The 17,383-nt window shown below is 59.1% G+C and carries 13 protein-coding genes; 5 read left to right on the forward strand and 8 right to left on the reverse strand.

What is annotated here, in order from left to right; genetic code table 11:
• Positions 1-62: 62 nt before the first annotated feature.
• The 8 genes from JWS10_RS18595 to JWS10_RS18630 form a co-directional block, all read right to left on the reverse strand.
• On the reverse strand, positions 63-800 hold the full coding sequence (locus tag JWS10_RS18595) for a 4Fe-4S dicluster domain-containing protein (protein WP_299509289.1): 738 nt from the start codon (positions 798-800) through the stop codon (positions 63-65).
• The gene (locus tag JWS10_RS18600; RefSeq protein ID WP_299509290.1) at positions 797-3,580 is read right to left on the reverse strand and encodes a molybdopterin-dependent oxidoreductase; all 2,784 of its coding nucleotides are present in this window, start codon (positions 3,578-3,580) and stop codon (positions 797-799) included. Before JWS10_RS18600 ends, JWS10_RS18595 begins: the two co-directional genes overlap by 4 nt.
• 150 nt (positions 3,581-3,730) lie before the next feature.
• Positions 3,731-4,801, reverse strand: a complete 1,071-nt coding sequence (locus JWS10_RS18605) for an acetate kinase (RefSeq protein ID WP_299509291.1) — start codon at positions 4,799-4,801, stop codon at positions 3,731-3,733.
• A gap of 1 nt (position 4,802) precedes the next feature.
• Positions 4,803-5,543: a sulfite exporter TauE/SafE family protein gene (locus JWS10_RS18610; RefSeq protein WP_299509292.1), complete on the reverse strand. Its 741-nt coding sequence runs from the start codon at positions 5,541-5,543 to the stop codon at positions 4,803-4,805.
• The gene (gene xsc, locus JWS10_RS18615; protein WP_299509293.1) at positions 5,543-7,315 is read right to left on the reverse strand and encodes a sulfoacetaldehyde acetyltransferase; all 1,773 of its coding nucleotides are present in this window, start codon (positions 7,313-7,315) and stop codon (positions 5,543-5,545) included. The genes JWS10_RS18610 and xsc overlap by 1 nt, the downstream gene beginning before the upstream one ends.
• Before the next feature lie 186 nt (positions 7,316-7,501).
• The gene (locus tag JWS10_RS18620; RefSeq protein ID WP_299509294.1) at positions 7,502-8,962 is read right to left on the reverse strand and encodes a PLP-dependent aminotransferase family protein; all 1,461 of its coding nucleotides are present in this window, start codon (positions 8,960-8,962) and stop codon (positions 7,502-7,504) included.
• Positions 8,963-9,180: 218 nt separating this feature from the next.
• Positions 9,181-10,563, reverse strand: a complete 1,383-nt coding sequence (tpa, locus tag JWS10_RS18625) for a hypotaurine--pyruvate aminotransferase Tpa (RefSeq protein ID WP_299509295.1) — start codon at positions 10,561-10,563, stop codon at positions 9,181-9,183.
• A gap of 361 nt (positions 10,564-10,924) precedes the next feature.
• Complete coding sequence (locus JWS10_RS18630) at positions 10,925-12,142, reverse strand: NAD(P)/FAD-dependent oxidoreductase (RefSeq protein ID WP_299509296.1); 1,218 nt, start codon at positions 12,140-12,142, stop codon at positions 10,925-10,927.
• A gap of 277 nt (positions 12,143-12,419) precedes the next feature.
• Between JWS10_RS18630 and JWS10_RS18635 the strand changes: the two genes are divergently transcribed.
• The 5 genes from JWS10_RS18635 to JWS10_RS18655 form a co-directional block, all read left to right on the forward strand.
• The gene (locus tag JWS10_RS18635) at positions 12,420-13,553 is read left to right on the forward strand and encodes an SRPBCC family protein (protein WP_299509297.1); all 1,134 of its coding nucleotides are present in this window, start codon (positions 12,420-12,422) and stop codon (positions 13,551-13,553) included.
• Positions 13,554-13,572: 19 nt separating this feature from the next.
• The gene (locus JWS10_RS18640; protein ID WP_299474781.1) at positions 13,573-13,989 is read left to right on the forward strand and encodes a RidA family protein; all 417 of its coding nucleotides are present in this window, start codon (positions 13,573-13,575) and stop codon (positions 13,987-13,989) included.
• A gap of 97 nt (positions 13,990-14,086) precedes the next feature.
• The gene (locus tag JWS10_RS18645; protein WP_299509298.1) at positions 14,087-14,758 is read left to right on the forward strand and encodes a DUF1028 domain-containing protein; all 672 of its coding nucleotides are present in this window, start codon (positions 14,087-14,089) and stop codon (positions 14,756-14,758) included.
• A gap of 61 nt (positions 14,759-14,819) precedes the next feature.
• Positions 14,820-15,764 (forward strand): LysR substrate-binding domain-containing protein, encoded by a 945-nt coding sequence (locus JWS10_RS18650; RefSeq protein WP_299509299.1) that lies wholly within the window; start codon positions 14,820-14,822, stop codon positions 15,762-15,764.
• A 109-nt stretch (positions 15,765-15,873) separates the two neighbouring features.
• Positions 15,874-17,383, forward strand: a 1,510-nt coding sequence (locus JWS10_RS18655) for an NADH:flavin oxidoreductase (RefSeq protein ID WP_299509300.1), incomplete at its 3' end; no start/stop codon positions are given.

A 17,383-nucleotide genomic window follows, 5' to 3' on the forward strand; every position in this document is an offset into this window, starting at 1 on the left:
CAATAGCCCAAATCCGGCACCCGATAGTACCGAAAACAAAATAACCGACGGTGCTGGATGCATCAGATCTGCCCCAACACGCGATCAAGCCAGCCTGCGAAACCCGTGGCCTTGATGTCCAGCAACGGTGCCAAAACACTGGCCTCTTGCCGCATATCTTTCTTGCGTGGCGGAAGATAACGGTTAACCGGCTTGGTTCCCAAATCGGGCATCAGCGCATAGCCGCCCCGTTCCGCGCTCAACCGACTGACATTGCTATCGGGGTCGGCGAAATCACCGAAATGCCGCGCCCCAGTCGGACAAGACCGCACGCAAGCCGGTTCGCGATCTTCCTCCGGCAGGTTTTCATTGTAAATCCGGTCAACGCACAGCGTACATTTCTTCATCACTCCGGCCGCCGCATCCATCTCACGCGCGCCATAAGGGCAGGCCCAGGCACAAAGACCGCAGCCGATACAGGCATCTTCGTTAACCAAGACAATGCCGTCCTCGGCGCGCTTATAACTCGCGCCGGTTGGGCATACCGTCACGCAAGGCGCATCCTCGCAATGCAGGCAAGAACGCGGAAAATTGATCGTTTGTGCAGCGCCTTCAGCAGGTTGCACGGCGTAGCTGTGAACCCGGTTTAAGAACACCCCAGAAGGCTCTGACCCATATGGGTTTTGGTCCGATAGCGGAGCACCATAGCCCTGATCGTTCCAGCCTTTGCAAGCGGTCACGCAGGCTTGACAGCCAACGCAGGTGTCGAGGTCAATCGCAAGCCCAAGCCGTTTTCCGGTGCTAACTGGTAAACAAGTCATGCCCGCTCCCTCCCCTGTGGCACGACGCGCGGGATCGGCTTGAACATCGGTTCAGCCTGCGCGCGCGGGTCCACCCGCTCAATCCTGACCCGCAAATCAAACCACGCCGCCTGCCCCGTTACCGGATCAGAATTAGACAGCCGCCTGCTATCGCCCTTGTCTGGCAGCAATTCCGAGATCAGATGGTTCAGCAAAAACCCGGTGGTGGCCTCTGATGCGCCCTCATCCAAGGCCCACGCGCCTTTACGTTTACCAATCGCATTCCACGTCCAAACGGTGTTTTCGTTCAGCGCCGCCATATGCGCCACCGGCACGGTGATGCCGCCATTCGGCGAGATCACCCTCGCGTAATCGCCCTCACTAAACCCTTGTTCCGCCCAGATTTTTGTCGGCAAATACAGAAAATTGGTGCCACGGATTTGGCGCAGCCAAGCGTTCTGACTGCCCCAAGAATGGTACATATCCATCGGCCGCTGGGTGATCGCGTGGATCGGATAGCCCCAGCCGGTCGCCTCCAGATCACCAAACGGCGGATACCAGATCGGCAGTGGGTCCATCGCCTGTTTCAGCCGCGCGCGCAGATGATCGGGCGGCTGGATCGGCCCCAAACCCTCGGCGGCCATCTGAAATTTACGCATCGGCTCGGACCAGATCGAAAACAGATAGGGCTGCGGCGTCTCATAAAACGAGGTTTTCACCGCCCAATCCTGATAGGCCATGTTCCACGGCTTATAAAACGCGGCTTCTTCCGGCACATGCGCTTGATAAAACCCGCCGTTTTCGATGTAGCGCGCCAGCTGGTCAGGGTTGGCATCGCCGCGCCCCTCCTGCGTGCCATCGCCGCGATAGCCGATCAGCGGCCCAACGCCGGGCCTGCGAATATGGTTAACGATGTAGTCGGCGTAGTCTTTATACTTCGGCGTGCCATCGGCGTTAACCATTGGTGCCAGCCCCAACCGCGCACCCAAATCCAGCAGCACCGATTGAAACGGTCGCACATCCCGGTCCGGCTCGACCACCGGCCAACGGATGCTATCGCCCGCCGCATCGGGTTCCGAAATCGGGCGATCCAGCAGTGAGATACAGTCGTGCCGCTCAAGATACGTCGTGTCGGGCAGAATAAGGTCGGCATATGCCACCATTTCCGATGCATAGGCGTCAGAATAGATGATACGGGGGATGATATATTCGCCGTCATCGGATTTATCCGTCAACATTTCCATGACCTTAGCGGAATTCATCGAAGAATTCCACGCCATGTTGGCCATATACAAAAACAGCGTATCAATTTTGTAGGGGTCGCCCGCATGGGCATTCGGGATCAGCATATGCATCAGCCCATGCGCCGAAAACGGGTTCTCCCATGTAAACGCTTTGTCGATGCGCACGGGGCTTCCATCTTCCTTCAGCGCCAGATTTTCCGGGCCGCGCACATAGCCTAAATGCGGCCCAGACAACGGTTTTCCCGGCGCGGTGACGAAATGCGGCGTCGGGTGCGCCTCCATCGGTTTCGGATACGGCGGCTTCAGACGGTAGCCACCCGGAACCTCAACCGTGCCCAGAACGATCTGCAACAGATGCAGCGCGCGGGCGGTTTGAAAGCCGTTGGAATGCGCCGAAATCCCGCGCATCGCATGGAAACTGACTGGCCGCCCGGGCATGGTTTCATGGAAATCGCCGCGAAAATCCGTCCAGGATTGCTTAATCTCAATCGCCTGATCGAAAGCCACATGCGCCAGTTCAGCAGCCAAAGCCCTGATCCGCTCAGCCGTAATACCGCAGCGTTCTGCCACTGCTTCGGGCGCATATTCGGCGGACAAATACCGCTCCGCCATATGCTGAAACACCGTGCGGTTGCCCTGATACGTAGCCCCCAGGTCGGGCTGCACGCCCTTGCCATCCCAAGGCGCAGGCGCGCCCGTTCTGCGATCAATTACAAAGGGTTGGCTCTCGGCATTCTTGGCAATCAAGCCCTTTTCCGGGCCATCTTCCATCACCAGCAAAGGCGCGTTGGTGAACTTCGCCAGATACTCCAGATCGACCTTGCCCGCCTCCAGCAAGCAATGGATCAGAGCGAGGATAAGCAAGCCATCGGTGCCAGGCGTGATGCCCAACCAGTCATCGGCAATCGCATTATAGCCGGTGCGAATTGGGTTAACGCCGATCACCCGCGCACCCCGCGCCTTCAGCTTGCCAAGGCCAATCTTGATCGGATTTGAGTCGTGATCTTCCGCCACGCCGAACAGCACGAACAGCTTGGTGCGCTCCCAATCAGGCGCGCCAAACTCCCAAAACGCGCCGCCAATGGTGTAAATCCCGCCCGCCGCCATGTTAACCGAGCAAAACCCGCCATGCGCTGCGTAATTCGGCGTGCCAAACGCCTGCGCCCACCAGCCGGTAAAGCTTTGGCTTTGATCGCGTCCGGTGAAAAACGCCAGCTTCTCGGGTGCGGTTTCCCGCAGCGGTTTCATCCAGGAAACCGCCAGCGCCAAAGCTTCATCCCACGAAATTTCCTCGAACGCCCCCGAGCCACGCGGCCCAACCCGCTTCAACGGCGCGCGCAAACGGCTCGGCGCCGTCACTTGCATAATCCCCGACGCCCCCTTGGCGCACAGCACGCCCTTGTTGATCGGATGGTCGCGATTGCCCTCAATATAGCTGACGCGCCCCTCTTTCAGATGCACGTTTATGCCGCAACGACAGGCGCACATATAACAAGTGGTCTGCCGGATTTCGTCCGAGACCGCAGGCGAGGTGTCAATTTTCGGCTGAATACTCATCACATACCCTTAAATATTGACTTCAATCTGGACGGAAGTTTTTCGCCGAACAACCCCGATTCCACCACGATGTCGCGATAATCGCCGCTTAGCCGGAAAAACTTCCGCCTCAGGCCGCCAAATCGGGAAATAGCCGCGCACATCATAGGCTTACGCCCCGGCCTGCAACAGCGCCAAAGCCTGCGCTGCGATAAAACGTTCCTCCTCGGCAAGCACGATATGCACCGGCACTTCGCCCGCCCAAGCCAAATCATTCACGATCCGCCCACGCACAACCGCATCATTCTCGCCGATGCCGCCGGTGAAAGCGATACCGTCCAGCCCACCCATCGCCGCGATCATGCTCCCTGCATGACGCACCGCCCAATAGCAGAAATGCTCCACCGCAAACGCCGCCTCTGCCGTCCCCGCCGCGTGAAGGCTACGCATGTCGCTTTGCCCGCCCAAACCGAGCAGCCCGCTTTCCCGGTTCAAAATCCGCCCCGCCCCCGCGATGCCGTGCAATTCCGCCAACCGCAGCACTGCGTTGGCGTCAATCGCACCGGAGCGCGTGCCCATCGTCAGGCCGTCCAGCGGCGAATATCCCATCGTCGTTGCAACCGACACGCCATCTTTGATTGCACAAAGCGACGCGCCATTGCCCAAATGCAGCGCCAAAAGCCGCTTTGGCAGCACCCCCCGCGCCGTCAAATTCTGCACCAAACCGCCGTAGCTGATGCCGTGAAAACCATAACGCCGCAGCCCACGCGCCCGCTCCGCCTCGGGCAGCGCATAGGCCACCGCTACTTCGGGGTTCGTGGCGTGAAACGCCGTGTCAAAGCTGACGAACTGCTGCAAATCAGGCGCCAAAGCCTGCAACGCCAAAATCGCCGTCAGATTGCCCGGATTGTGCAAGGGGGCCAGCGGCACGCAAGCCTCAATCCCCGCGATCACCGCCGCAGTCACCCGCGCAGGTTGCACCAAAGCCGCACCACCATGCACCACGCGGTGCGCGGCCGCCGTCAAATCGGCCAGCGCCACACCTTCATCAGCCATCGCCTTGAACATCAACGCCAAAGCCGCCCCATGATCCACCGCAGCACAAACCTGATCAACCGTGCCGAGCTTAAGCCGACCTGCACCACCGATTTCCGTCACCGACCCCGCCAAAACCAGCGCCAGCCCTGCATCAAATACCGCCAGTTTGATCGAGGACGACCCGGCGTTGACGACAAGCAACATCTTACAGCACCGCCCTGATCAGCCCCATCACCGCCAACCCGCCCAGCAGAAGAATGGCGAAGCGACGAAAATCCTGTGGGTCCGTGTTCAGAAAATGCCGTGATCCCAGCCAGTTACCCAAGAACGTCAGCGGCAAGGCGGCCAGAGCTGCCCAAAGCGTGTCCCAAGTCACCAGCCCATGCCACCAATAAAGCGGCCCGGAATAGATATCGAGCAACGGGAAAAACGCGATCAAAGTGGCGCGAAATGTCGCCGCCTGCATTGGCTGTGCTGCAAAGAAAGCCGCCACTGGCAAGCCCCCCATCCCCGGCGCATTTGCCAGCCCCGAAGCGACGCCAGCCACAAGATTGCCCGCCCCCCGCACCTCGGATTTTAGCCGCCAACCCGCCAGCAACACGCCGCACATCAGCAGAATGTAAATCGAAATGGCCGCCCGCGCGGCCTCCTCGCTGATGCCCGTCAGCGCCCATAGCCCCAGAGGCAGGCCCACCGCCGCCCCGGCCAACATCAGCCAGACCCTACGCCAATCCACATCCTTGCCGATGCCGCGCGCCGCTTGCAGGCTCATCGCGGTTTCCAAAATCACCACAACCGCCACGAAATGCAGCGGATTGGTGACGACGCCCGAAGCCGCAATCACCATCGCCGAATAACCAAAGCCGGAATACCCCCGGATGAACGCCGCGACCAGAATGGCGCAGCCCATCCAGATCGAAGCCCCCAGCCCCAGATCAAACGGCATCAAACGACCTGCGGCCGCATATCGCTTGCCGAGATACCCGCCACAGCCACCGGCTTCTTCATCGCATCGCGGCGGAACGGCTCACCCAGTTCTTGGTTAATCATCGCCTCAATCAGCGTGGTCTTGCCCGCCTTCTGATCAATGATCGCCTGCCGCAACGCCGCCGTCAGCTCGTCCATGGTGCGCGCAACCACGCCCTGCAGCCCGCAAGCCTTTGCAATCCCTGCATAAGACACTTGTGTGTCCAGTTCGGTACCAACGAAGTTATCGTCATACCACAAAGTCGAGTTGCGCTTTTCCGCGCCCCATTGGTAATTCCGAAACACCACTTGCGTGATCGCAGGCCATTCGCCCCGGCCAATCGCGGTCAATTCCGTGACCGCAATGCCAAACGCGCCGTCGCCCGAAAAGCCAACCACCGGCACGTCCGGGCAGCCGATTTTTGCGCCAACCACCGCAGGCAGGCCGTAACCACAGGGACCGAACAGCCCCGGTGCAAGATACTTCCGCCCCGCCTCAAACGTCGGGTAAGCGTTGCCAATCGCGCAATTGTTACCGATGTCTGATGAGATAATCGCGTCAGACGGCAGCGCCGCTTGGATCGCCCGCCACGCCATCCGAGGACTCATCCACTCCGGCTTATCCGCGCGAGCGCGCTGATTCCACGTGGTGCCTTCGTCGTCATCTTCGTGATCCATGCTCGACAAAGCCTGCGCCCACGAAGATTTGGTCTGTGCTATTTTGGCTTTACGTTCGCTGCGCGCATGGTCACCTCCGGTAGAGGCCAAACGCGCCAGAACCGCCTCGGCGACCTTTTTAGAGTCGCCGACAATGCCAACAGTCACCTTCTTGGTCAACCCAATCCGATCGGGGTTGATATCCACTTGGATGATCTTGGCCTCCTTAGGCCAATAGTCCAGCGCGTATCCGGGAAGCGTTGAAAACGGATTTAACCGGGTACCCAAACATAATACCACATCTGCCTGAGAAATCAACTCCATTGCCGCCTTGCTGCCATTGTAGCCCAAAGGCCCAGCAAACAGCGGATGCGAGCCCGGAAACGCATCATTGTGCTGATATCCGACACAAACCGGCGCATCCAACCGCTCGGCCAAAGCCATGCTTGCAGGAATAGCGCCGCCCAAGATCACGCCCGCGCCATTCAAAATCACCGGAAACTTCGCGCTCGACAGCAAATCCGCCGCCGCTTGAATAGCCACTTCACCGCCCGAAGGCCGCTCAAATTCCACAATCGCAGGCAGATCAATGTCGATAACTTGCGTCCAGTAATCGCGCGGCATGTTGATCTGCGCCGGCGCACTCGCCCGCTTGGCGTTAATAATCACCCGGTTCAGCACCTCTGCCACCCGAGACGGATCGCGCACTTCTTCCTGATAGGCGACCATATCGGCGAACAGCGCCATCTGCTCAACCTCTTGGAAACCGCCCATCCCAATCGTCTTATTCGCCGCCTGCGGTGTCACCAACAACAGCGGCGAGTGGTTCCAATACGCCGTCTTCACCGCTGTCACAAAGTTGGTAATCCCCGGCCCGTTTTGCGCGATCATCATGCTCATCTTGCCAGTGGCGCGGGTGTAACCGTCCGCCATCATGCCGCCCGAGCCCTCATGCGCGCAGTCCCAAAACGTGATGCCAGCACGCGGAAACAGGTCGGAAATCGGCATGAAAGCCGAGCCGATGATGCCAAACGCGTGCTCAATCCCATGCATTTGCAGCACTTTGACGAAGGCTTCTTCCGTGGTCATCCGCATCGCGCGTCTCCTGAGATCAATGGCTAAACCCGTTCTATCCCCACCGGCAAACCCGGCTTAGGGCCAGAAGCCCACCTGCAGTAAGTCCAGATCAGCGGCAAAGCGAACATGGTGAACGAAACATGAAAATATTAGGTTGGATATTGATATAAAACAACTAAATTCCCGTCCACACGCGGACAATCCTCACGCCCCCCGGATCGCCCGGCCGATCCGCGCAATCCCTTCGGGGATTTTCGCCACCGAAATTGACGAATACCCCAGCCGATAGAAATTTCGTGGAGCCTCTGCCGGATCAAAGAACGCCCGCCCCGGCTCAATCAACACCCCCTCAGCCCGCAACCCCTCGGCCAGGTTTTCCGTATCGACGCCTGCAGGCGCCCGCATCCAGAAACTCGAGCCACCAAAGCCGCCCTGACCGGCCACCGCCAGCCCGTTGTCGCGGATCGCCTCCTCCATCACCTGCCTGCGCCTCCGATACGCATTCCGCATCCGATTGATCAGCGCATCATAATGCCCAAGGCTCAGAAAATACGCCACAGTACGCTGAATATGCCCCGGCGGATGCCGCAGCATCATCAACCGCAGCGCCCGCGCTTCCCGGATAAAACTCGCCGGACCCACCAGATATCCCAACCGCATCCCCGGAAACACCGATTTCGAAAACGACCCCGCATAAATCACCCGCCCCTCACTATCGAGCGACTTCAGCGCCGGAGAAACCGGTTTCAGAAACGACATCTCAAACTCATAATCGTCCTCGACGATCACAAAATCCTCCCGCGACGCCGCTTCCAACAAAGCCAACCGCCGCTCCAAAGGCATCGTCGCGTTGGTCGGGCATTGATGGCTCGCGGTGGTAAAAACCACATCCACCCCCTTCGGCAACCGATCCGGCGGCAACCCGTCGGCATCGACATCCACCGAAATCACCTGCGTCCCCGAAGGCTCCAGAATCCCGCGCAGGCCGCAATAGCCTGGATTTTCCACCGCCGCCCGCCGCCCCGGTCCGAGCAAAGTCGCAACCGTAATCCACAGCGCATTCTGCGCCCCAAGCGTCAACAAAACCTCGTCCTCGCGCGCCGCAATCCCGCGCCTGGGCAGGATCGAACGCAGCAGATGCTCGATCAGTAACGGATCGTCGCGGTCATACATATCGGAAGTCAGCGCCGCGAAATCCTTCCGCCCCAACGCCCGCAAAGCGCACAAACGCCAGTTCTGGTGGTCAAACAAACTCGCATCCGCCTGACCATAGATGAACGGATACTGATAGTTTTCCCAATCCAGCGGCCGCTTTACCGTCGCAAGGTCCGAAAACCGACGGCCCGTCAGCCGCGCAAAATCCACCCCCTCTGCCCGAGGTGCCCGCGCCTGCAACTCCGGCGCGCGCGGTGCGTTTTCGGAGATAAAATAACCAGACCGCCCGCGCGCCATCAGGTAATCGGCGCTGACCAATTCGGCATAGGACAACGTCACCGTGATGCGTGAAATCCCCAGATACTCGGCCAATCCCCGAGACGAGGGCATCTTTTGCCCCGCCCGAAACCGCCCCGACAGCACACTCTCCGTCACCATCTGCCGAATGCGCTGCTGCAACGTGCCACGCGCGGCGGGCGGCAGCACAAAGGCTTCGGCAGGGATCGACATTCTGGCCTCATTCCGGCGGGATCGCTGGACTTATAGGCTCGCGCTGGGGCGGCAAAGTCAAGCGGCGAAAAGAGCCTCCGGCTAACCCGAATGGCGGGCCGCCATTCGGGCTTGGATATTTTAGCAGAGAGGATGACCTTAAGCACAAAGCAAAACTCCGCGCCAACTAAGGCGCGGAGTTGCTCAGATAGCGAAAATCTTAGATAAATCCTAAAGACTCAGCCAAACACCGTGGTCAACGCCTTATCAATCGCCCCGGTGATCTGGTCGATATCATCCGGCGTCGCAATCAGCGCAGGCGACAGGCACAGTGTGTTGTTCAACCCCGGAATGGATCGGTTGGTCATCCCAATAATTACGCCCTGCGCATTGCAGGCAGCGACCACGGCGGCGACCTTTTTCTCATCCATCGGTTCTTTGGTGGCACGATCAGCCACCAGTTCAGCGCCGCAGAACAGCCCCTTGCCGCGCACATCCCCGATAACTCTGTGATTTTCCATCAAGGCGTTAAGGTTATCCATCACCCGCGCACCCATCTTCAGGGTGTTGTCGAGCAGCCCCTCATCCTCGATGATCCGCATGTTTTCCAGTGCCGCCGCAGGCCCCGCCGTGCAGCCGCCGAAGGTTGAAATATCGCGGAAATACGACATGTGATCGCCCGCATCCTTAAACATGTCGAACACGGCTTCTGTCGTCACGGTGCAGGAAATCGCCGCGTAGCCGGAGGCCACGCCTTTCGCCATCGTCACGAAATCCGGTTTGATGCCGTAATGCTGATAGCCGAACCATGTCCCGGTGCGACCGACGCCACAAACCACTTCGTCAATGTGCAGCAAGATGTTGTATTTCTTGCATATTTCCTGAACCCGCTCAAAATATCCGATCGGAGGCGTGATCACTCCACCGCCCGCCGTCACAGGCTCCAGCACCAGCGCGCCAATCGTGTCGGCGCCTTCGCGCAGGATCACTTCTTCAATCGCATCCGCCGCGCGCTCGCCGTAATTCTCAACATCCCACTGCTTGCGATACTCAAGGCAGTGCGGCACCATCACGAAACCGTCAGGATAGGGCCCATATTGCGCCGCCCGCTCCAACTGGCCGCTGGTCGCCAGCGTGCCAATCGTGGTGCCGTGATAGTCGCGCTCACGATACAGAATTTTCCATTTCTTGCCGCCATGATGCTTGTGCGCGATCTGGCGCACCATCTTGTAGACCTTCTCATTCGCCTCAGAACCCGAGTTCGAATAGTAAACCCGTGACATTCCCGGCATTTTCGAGATCAACCGCTCGGCAAACAACGCCCCCGGAATAGACCCTCCAACCCCGGCAAAATAGTTCATTTTCAACAGGGTATCGCGCACCGCATTGGCAATGCTCTCACGCCCGTAGCCCACGTTAACCGTCCAGACCGCACCCGAAACCGCGTCGATATATTCCTTGCCGCGTGCATCCCAGACCCGCAGACCCTTACCCTCAACAATGATCCGAGGGTCCACATCCGGCGACTCGTAGCCCTTATGTTGGCTCAGATGATGCCAAACATGCGCCTTATCGGCCGCCACAACCGCAGAAATATCATTGGCGTTTGTATAGCCTTGCATGGGCCGACCTCACTTTGCACGAACCGCCCGGCGCGGTCTGATTTGTCGCTATATTCCGGGAAACTCCGGCTTCCTCTTATGTCCAGACCAGACGGTGCGATAGGTCCAGCTTCAATATGCGATTAAAAGTAGCCCTGTGCAGGCATCTTAACTAAGCCCCATGCGTCAACGTAGCCCCATGCGTCTCAAAAATGTCTGCTGTCCTGCTACCCGATTGCGCCAAGCCGCAGCTGGCGTTTTCAATGGTACTTGCCACATCCACTGCCGCGATCTTACAACGACAAAGCTTAACAATCTCTGAACCACATAGCCTAAGCCGTTGATTTACATCACAGCGGCAGCTTGTCCACGCGTGAACACCTCACCGCGCAGCGATATGCTCCGCCAGATATTCAGCATCGTGCCAGACCCCCCAGATGAACGGAGACGCCCTCCTAGACAGCCACGGCAGCCCGAGAAAATACAACCCCGGCACCCTCGACACCCCCCGGTCATGCGCCGGACGGCCCTTCTCGTCGAACGCATCAACCTTCAACCAGCCGAAATCCAGCGCGAAACCTGTCGCCCAAATGATCGACGTAATCCCCGCCTTTGCCAGATCCAGCGCCAAAATCGGATGCGTCACACAGTCCGGGTCCGGCCCGATCAGCTTTGCTTCCTCCTCCAGCGGCATATCCAAGCCCTCCGCCGCCGCATAAGCGTCAGCCAAATCCAGCGTGGCGAGATAGTTCGCATCGCCCGCCCGGATATTGCGCGCCAGATCATCTCCGACCGCCAACACGCCATCCTGATACGCGCCAACCCGGCCCAGCAAGGTCATTCCCTGCGCCGCCAGATCGCGGAAATCCACCGTATGCCCTCCGTAAGCGCCCGAAACCGCAATCGTGATGTGCTCGGTTCCCGGAGCCTTCACCTTCGCATCCCACTGCCCCAGCACCCCCAGCCACCAGCAGAAATCGCGACCCCGATAGCCACGCGGCGGCCGATCATGCGGGCCTACCGACAGATAGACCTTCCGCCCCGCCCGGTTGATCTCATCGGCAATCTGCGAGCCCGAAGACCCTGCCCCCACCACCAGCACCGCACCCTCAGGCAACTGCGACGGATTGCGATAAGCGTTGGAATGCATCTGCATGATCCCGGCACTTTGGGGCACCAAAGTCAGCACCAGCGGCTTTTGAAACGGCCCCGTCGCCACCACCACATTGCGCGCCTCTATTCGCCCGGCCGAAGTTTCGGCGACAAAGCCCGCATCGCCGTGCGCCAACGAAGTCACCTCTACTCCACAACGCACCGGCGCTTCGATCTGCGCCGCCACGCCCTCAAAATACGCCACAATCTGATCCCTCGGCGCAAATGCATCCGGGTCCACTTGATCAAAGCTGCGGATCGGGAAACGGTCATGCCACGCCGGGCCATTCGCCACCAACGAGTCCCAACGCTCCGACCGCCAACGCTCGGCAATTCGGTGCCGCTCCAGCACCAGATGCGACACGCCGCGCTCTCGCAACTGCGCGCTCATCGCAAGTCCCGCCTGCCCGCCTCCAATGATCAGCGTTTCAACTTGTTCAGATGGCATTGCGGCACCTCTTTGCGTCACAGCGTGTTTATAGTCAGGGCCAGTCACTCAAGGCCATATCTTCGCTGTATGCCACGCACTCACTCAGGCAAATAAGGATTTCATGCAGCGCTGCTTAGGCTAAACCCAAAGCCTGTTCCCCTATTAGCTTAACCCCCGCCTAACCAAGGCTGAGCAAAACACTGATAGCCCGCAGCGCCGCTTTCGTGGCAAAGCTCTGGTTATGGCCCGGATATATCGTATCATCCCAAAAAGCCCCCAGCCCGCGAGCAACCGCATGAACCAGCATCACAGCCTGACCCCCGCCGCCGAACTGCATGCCAATGTATCGGTTCCGTTCACTCAAGCCCATGCGATGCCGAAATCGGTCTATACCAGTGAGGCTTTTCTGGCGCAGGAACAAAAGCACGTCTTCGCGAAAGATTGGCTCTGTGCGGGTCGCGCCGAAAGCCTGCCCAACCCGGGCGACTATCTGACCATGCAAATCGCTGGAGAGCCGGTGATCGTGCTGCGCGACCGCGAAGGCGAAATCCGCGCCATGTCCAACGTCTGCCGTCACCGGATGTCAACGCTGTTGCAAGGCCGCGGCAATACCCGCTCCATCGTCTGCCCCTACCACGCTTGGACCTATAATCTCGACGGCACTTTGCGCGGCGCGCCTGCAATGGCGCTGAACGAAGGCTTTTGCAAAACCGATATCGCGCTGCCACAAATCCGCTGTGAGGTGTGGCTCGGCTGGATCATGGTCTCGCTAAACCCCGATGCGATTGCCCCAGCTACCGCTTTGAAAGATGTAGAAAATCTGGTCGGCTATCTCGATATGTCAACCTATACCGAGACCTTCCGAGAGGAGTTCCGCTGGGCGACCAACTGGAAGGTTCTCGCCGAGAATTTCATGGAATCCTACCACCTGCCGGTTTGCCATGCGGGCACGATTGGCGGCTCTTGCGATCTGAACTTGATGACCTGCCCGGAAGGCACCGAGGCATTTAACTACCATTGGATCGTCAAAAATGACACCGTGCCGCTGGCTCTGGCGCATCCGACAAACACCACTTTGCAAGGTGATCAACGCCGCATCACCTGGCTTTTGGCGATTTACCCATCGCTTTTGATCACCCTGACGCCGGGTTATTTCTGGTATCTGTCGCTGACCCCCGACGGCCCCGGCCATGTCAACGTGCTGTTCGGTGGCGGTATGTCCGCCGATTGGATGGCCGATCCTGACGCGCAAAGCAATCTTGCCACGGTCAAGGCTCTGCTGGATGACGTCAATATCGAAGACAAAGGCTGCACCGAGAAAGTCTATCGCGGCCTGCTTTCCGGCATGGCAACTCCCGGTCCGCTGAGCCATCTGGAACGGCCCAATTTTGAATTCGCGCAATATCTCGCCAGCCGCATCCCGGCTTAAAGTCCGACAGGAAACCGCAATGACCATCACCCGCTACCGCAAGTTCAACACCAAAGTCACCTACCCCGAGCAAAACCTCGACAATGATCTCTGCCATCTGGTCGCCACCCACGGCGGCACCACTCTGTATTTCCGCGGCGCCTGCCCGCAAGATCTTGACACAGCCCAGAACCTCGGCAGCCACGACCCCGCCGAGCAAACCCATAAAGTTATGAGCAATATCAAGCAAATGATCGAAGAAGCCGGTGGCCGCATGGAGCATCTGGTCAAGCTCGTCGTCTACCTAACCGACGTGCGCCACCGCGAACCGGTCTATCGCGTGATGGGCGAATACATCAAAGGCGTGCATCCGGTTTGCACCGGTTTGACCGTGGTGGCCCTAGCCCGCCCGGATTGGCTGGTAGAGATTGACGCCACCGCCGTCATCCCGGACTAAATGCCTAAAACTTACTTAAAACTTTTCATCTATTCCTAAATATCCCACAGGGGTCCGGGGGTGTGAAACCCCCGGCGGCCAACCCAAAAGGACGACAATGACCTTCTCCCTCATCGCTCGCTGCGCCAAAACCGGCCAATTCGGCATCGTGATCTCGTCCTCCTCCCCCGCCGTCGCTGCGCGCTGCGCCCACACCCGTGCAGGCGTTGGAGCGGTGGCAAGCCAAAACATTACCGACCCCGCGTTGGGGCCGCTGCTGCTCGGTGAATTGGCCAAAGCCAAGGCCGCTGATCAGGCATTGAGCGAAGTCATCCAAAATCGGCAACATATTGATTACAGGCAACTCCTGGTCATTGATGCGACCGGCAAAACCGCGATCCATTCCGGCACACAAGTCCTTGGCACTTGGGCTGCGGCGCAGGGTATCGACTGTGCGGCGGGTGGCAATCTTCTCGCCAACCCCCGCGTCCCCCAAGCCATGATCAGCGCGTTTCAGTCCACTCAAGGCCACCTCGGCGACCGCCTCATCGCAGCCCTCACCGCAGGTCTGGCGGCTGGCGGCGAGGCTGGCCCGGTGCATTCCGCAGGCATGAAAATCTCCGATAAACTCGACTGGCCCTTGGTTGATCTACGCATTGATTGGTCCGACACCCCCATTCAAGACCTTGAAATCGCTTGGGCAATTTACCGCCCGCAAATGGCCGCTTACGTGCAACGCGCCCAAGACCCGACGCAAGCGCCGTCCTACGGCGTGCCCGGTGACGAATAGGATTTGCACATCGCGCGCAAATGCTTAGGCTAGCCCTAACCAAAGCCCGGAGCTGCCTACGATGCCGCTACGCTTCACGCTGCGCCAGTTGGAATATCTTGTCGCAGTCGGTGAGTGCGGCTCAATCGCGTTGGCGGCTGAAAAGGTTAACGTCTCCAGCCCCTCGATCTCGGCGGCGATCTCGCAGCTTGAGGCTGAGTTTGGCTTGGCCCTTTTCGTGCGCAAACACGCGCATGGCCTGTCGCTGACGCAAGGTGGGCGGCAATTCGTCGCCCAAGCAAGCCAAGTGTTGACCGAGGCCAGCAAGCTGAATGAACTCGCCAATCAGATCACCGGCAAGGTGCGCGGTCCGCTCTCCGTCGGCTGTCTTGTGACTTTCGCCCAGATGGTTTTGCCGCAACTGCGCTATAGCTTTGTGCAGGCTTTCCCAGAGGTTGATTTCACCCAAATTGAGCTGAACCAAGTTGAAATCTTCGCGGCCCTGCGCAGCGCCTCGCTTGATATTGCCCTTACCTATGATCTTGATATTCCAGCCGACCTTAGTTTCCTCCCGCTGGTCACCCTGCCGCCCTATGCGGTCATGCCGCCCAACCATCCGCTTGCGCAGCGCGATCAAGTCACTCCGCGAGAACTTGCCGAATATCCAATGATCCTGCTGGATTTGCCGCTGTCGTCCGATTACTTCCTGTCGCATTTCGCTGCCATAAATCTGCGCCCCAACATAGTAGAGCGCACCCGCGATATGGGCGTCATGCAATCCATGGTGGCGAATGGTTTTGGCTATTCCATCGCTAATATTCGCCCGTTGACCGATGCTGCCCCCGATGGCCGTCGCCTGCGCTACATCCCGTTGACAGGCCCGGTGCGCCCGATGAAATTGGGCCTTGCCTTGGCCGCGGGTGCCGGCATTTCGTTAACCGTTCGGGCTTTCATTGACCACGCCCGCGCTGAAATTACGCTGAACTCCACCCCCGGGCTGCACCTGACAGTGCCGCGCACGGGTTAAAATTTTCCACGCCGACCAAGGCGCTGCCTAAGTCACGCTTCATTTTTGCATCCTTTACGCAAAGGCCAAGCCTGCCAAGGTGAAGCCACTTCACCCGAAAGGCCGGACCATGCGCGATCCTCGCTATGACATTCTTTTTGAGCCGCAAAAGATCGGCCCGCTGATCGCGAAAAACCGCTTTTGCCAAGTGCCGCACTGCAATGGTGCGGGCTACCGCGACCCTTCGGCAGCGGCCGCGATGCGCGGGATTAAGGCCGAGGGCGGCTGGGGCGTGATCTTCACCGAGCAGACCGAAATGCACCACAGCTCTGAAATCACGCCGTTCATTGAACTGCGGCTCTGGGAAGATCAGGACATTCCGGCGATTGCCAAGATGGCGCAAGCGATGAAAACCCATGGCGGGCTTGCGGGGATTCAGCTGGCATATTCCGGCATCAACGGCCCAAATTTCTTCACCAAAGAGGTGCCGATGGCGGTATCGCCCGGCCCGATTCGCACCTTTACCAATGATCCGGTGCAAGCGCGGGGTCTGGACAAGACCGACATCAAAAACCTGCGCCGTTGGTTCGTAAATGCAGCGAAACGCAGCCAAATCGCGGGCTTCGATCTCATCTGCCTCTATGGCGCGCACGGCTTTGGCATCTTTCAGCATTTCCTCTCCCGCGCCACCAATCAGCGCAGCGATGAATATGGCGGCAGCCTTGAAAATCGCTCACGTTTCGCCCGCGAAGTGCTTTCCGACATGCGCGAGGCGGTGGGCGATACAATGGCCTTAACCATGCGGGTCAGCCTCGACGAACAGATTGGAAAGCTCGGCTTTTCCAATGCCGAGTTGCGCGATTTCATCGCGATGAACGGCGATTTGCCCGACCTGTGGGATCTCGCGCAAGGCTCATGGGAGGATTGCTCCGGCCCGTCCCGCTTCAAGGAAGAAGCCGCGCAAGAAACTCTTGTGCAAGGCATCCGCGAACTCACCAACCGCCCCGTCGTGGGCGTTGGTCGCTTTACCAGCCCCGATGTGATGGCGAAAATGATCCGTCAGGGCACGCTCGATTTCATTGGCTGTGCGCGGCCCTCAATCGCCGATCCGTTCCTGCCGAAAAAGATCGAGGAAGGCCGGATTGAAGACATTCGCGAATGCATCGGCTGCAACATCTGCGTCACCGGCGACATGACGCAAAGCATTTCGCGCTGCACGCAAAACCCGACTTTCATGGAGGAATGGCGCAAGGGTTGGCATCCTGAAAAGATGAACGCCAAGGGTCCAAGTGAAAACGTGCTGATCGTGGGCGCCGGTCCGGCGGGTCTGGAGGCCGCCCGCGCCCTCAGCTTGCGCGGCTATGATGTGGCTTTGGCCGAGGCTGGCACTGTCCTTGGTGGCCGCGTCGCCAAAGAACGTCTGCTGCCCGGTCTGTCGGCTTGGGGTCGCGTCGCCGATTACCGCGCCTATCAGATCAGCCAGCGCCCGAACGTGCAGACCTATTTTGACAGCCACCTCACTGCCGCCGATATCCTTGATTTCGGTTTTCAACACGTCGCCATCGCAACCGGGGCGCTGTGGCGTGCCGATGGCGTGGCGCGGATGCATGTGGAACAGATACCCGGCACCGGCCCCGAAA

The organism is Cypionkella sp., assembly GCF_028290025.1.
Lineage (GTDB): Bacteria > Pseudomonadota > Alphaproteobacteria > Rhodobacterales > Rhodobacteraceae > Cypionkella.

Excerpts from the sequence above, each read along its gene's own strand:
- JWS10_RS18595 (WP_299509289.1), bottom strand. The coding sequence starts at position 800 with ATGACTTGTTTACCAGTTAGCACCGGAAAACGGCTTGGGCTTGCGATT.
- JWS10_RS18600 (WP_299509290.1), bottom strand. The coding sequence starts at position 3,580 with ATGAGTATTCAGCCGAAAATTGACACCTCGCCTGCGGTCTCGGACGAA.
- JWS10_RS18605 (WP_299509291.1), bottom strand. The coding sequence starts at position 4,801 with ATGTTGCTTGTCGTCAACGCCGGGTCGTCCTCGATCAAACTGGCGGTA.
- JWS10_RS18610 (WP_299509292.1), bottom strand. The coding sequence starts at position 5,543 with ATGCCGTTTGATCTGGGGCTGGGGGCTTCGATCTGGATGGGCTGCGCC.
- xsc (WP_299509293.1), bottom strand. The coding sequence starts at position 7,315 with ATGCGGATGACCACGGAAGAAGCCTTCGTCAAAGTGCTGCAAATGCAT.
- JWS10_RS18620 (WP_299509294.1), bottom strand. The coding sequence starts at position 8,962 with ATGTCGATCCCTGCCGAAGCCTTTGTGCTGCCGCCCGCCGCGCGTGGC.
- tpa (WP_299509295.1), bottom strand. The coding sequence starts at position 10,563 with ATGCAAGGCTATACAAACGCCAATGATATTTCTGCGGTTGTGGCGGCC.
- JWS10_RS18630 (WP_299509296.1), bottom strand. The coding sequence starts at position 12,142 with ATGCCATCTGAACAAGTTGAAACGCTGATCATTGGAGGCGGGCAGGCG.
- JWS10_RS18635 (WP_299509297.1), top strand. The coding sequence starts at position 12,420 with ATGAACCAGCATCACAGCCTGACCCCCGCCGCCGAACTGCATGCCAAT.
- JWS10_RS18640 (WP_299474781.1), top strand. The coding sequence starts at position 13,573 with ATGACCATCACCCGCTACCGCAAGTTCAACACCAAAGTCACCTACCCC.
- JWS10_RS18645 (WP_299509298.1), top strand. The coding sequence starts at position 14,087 with ATGACCTTCTCCCTCATCGCTCGCTGCGCCAAAACCGGCCAATTCGGC.
- JWS10_RS18650 (WP_299509299.1), top strand. The coding sequence starts at position 14,820 with ATGCCGCTACGCTTCACGCTGCGCCAGTTGGAATATCTTGTCGCAGTC.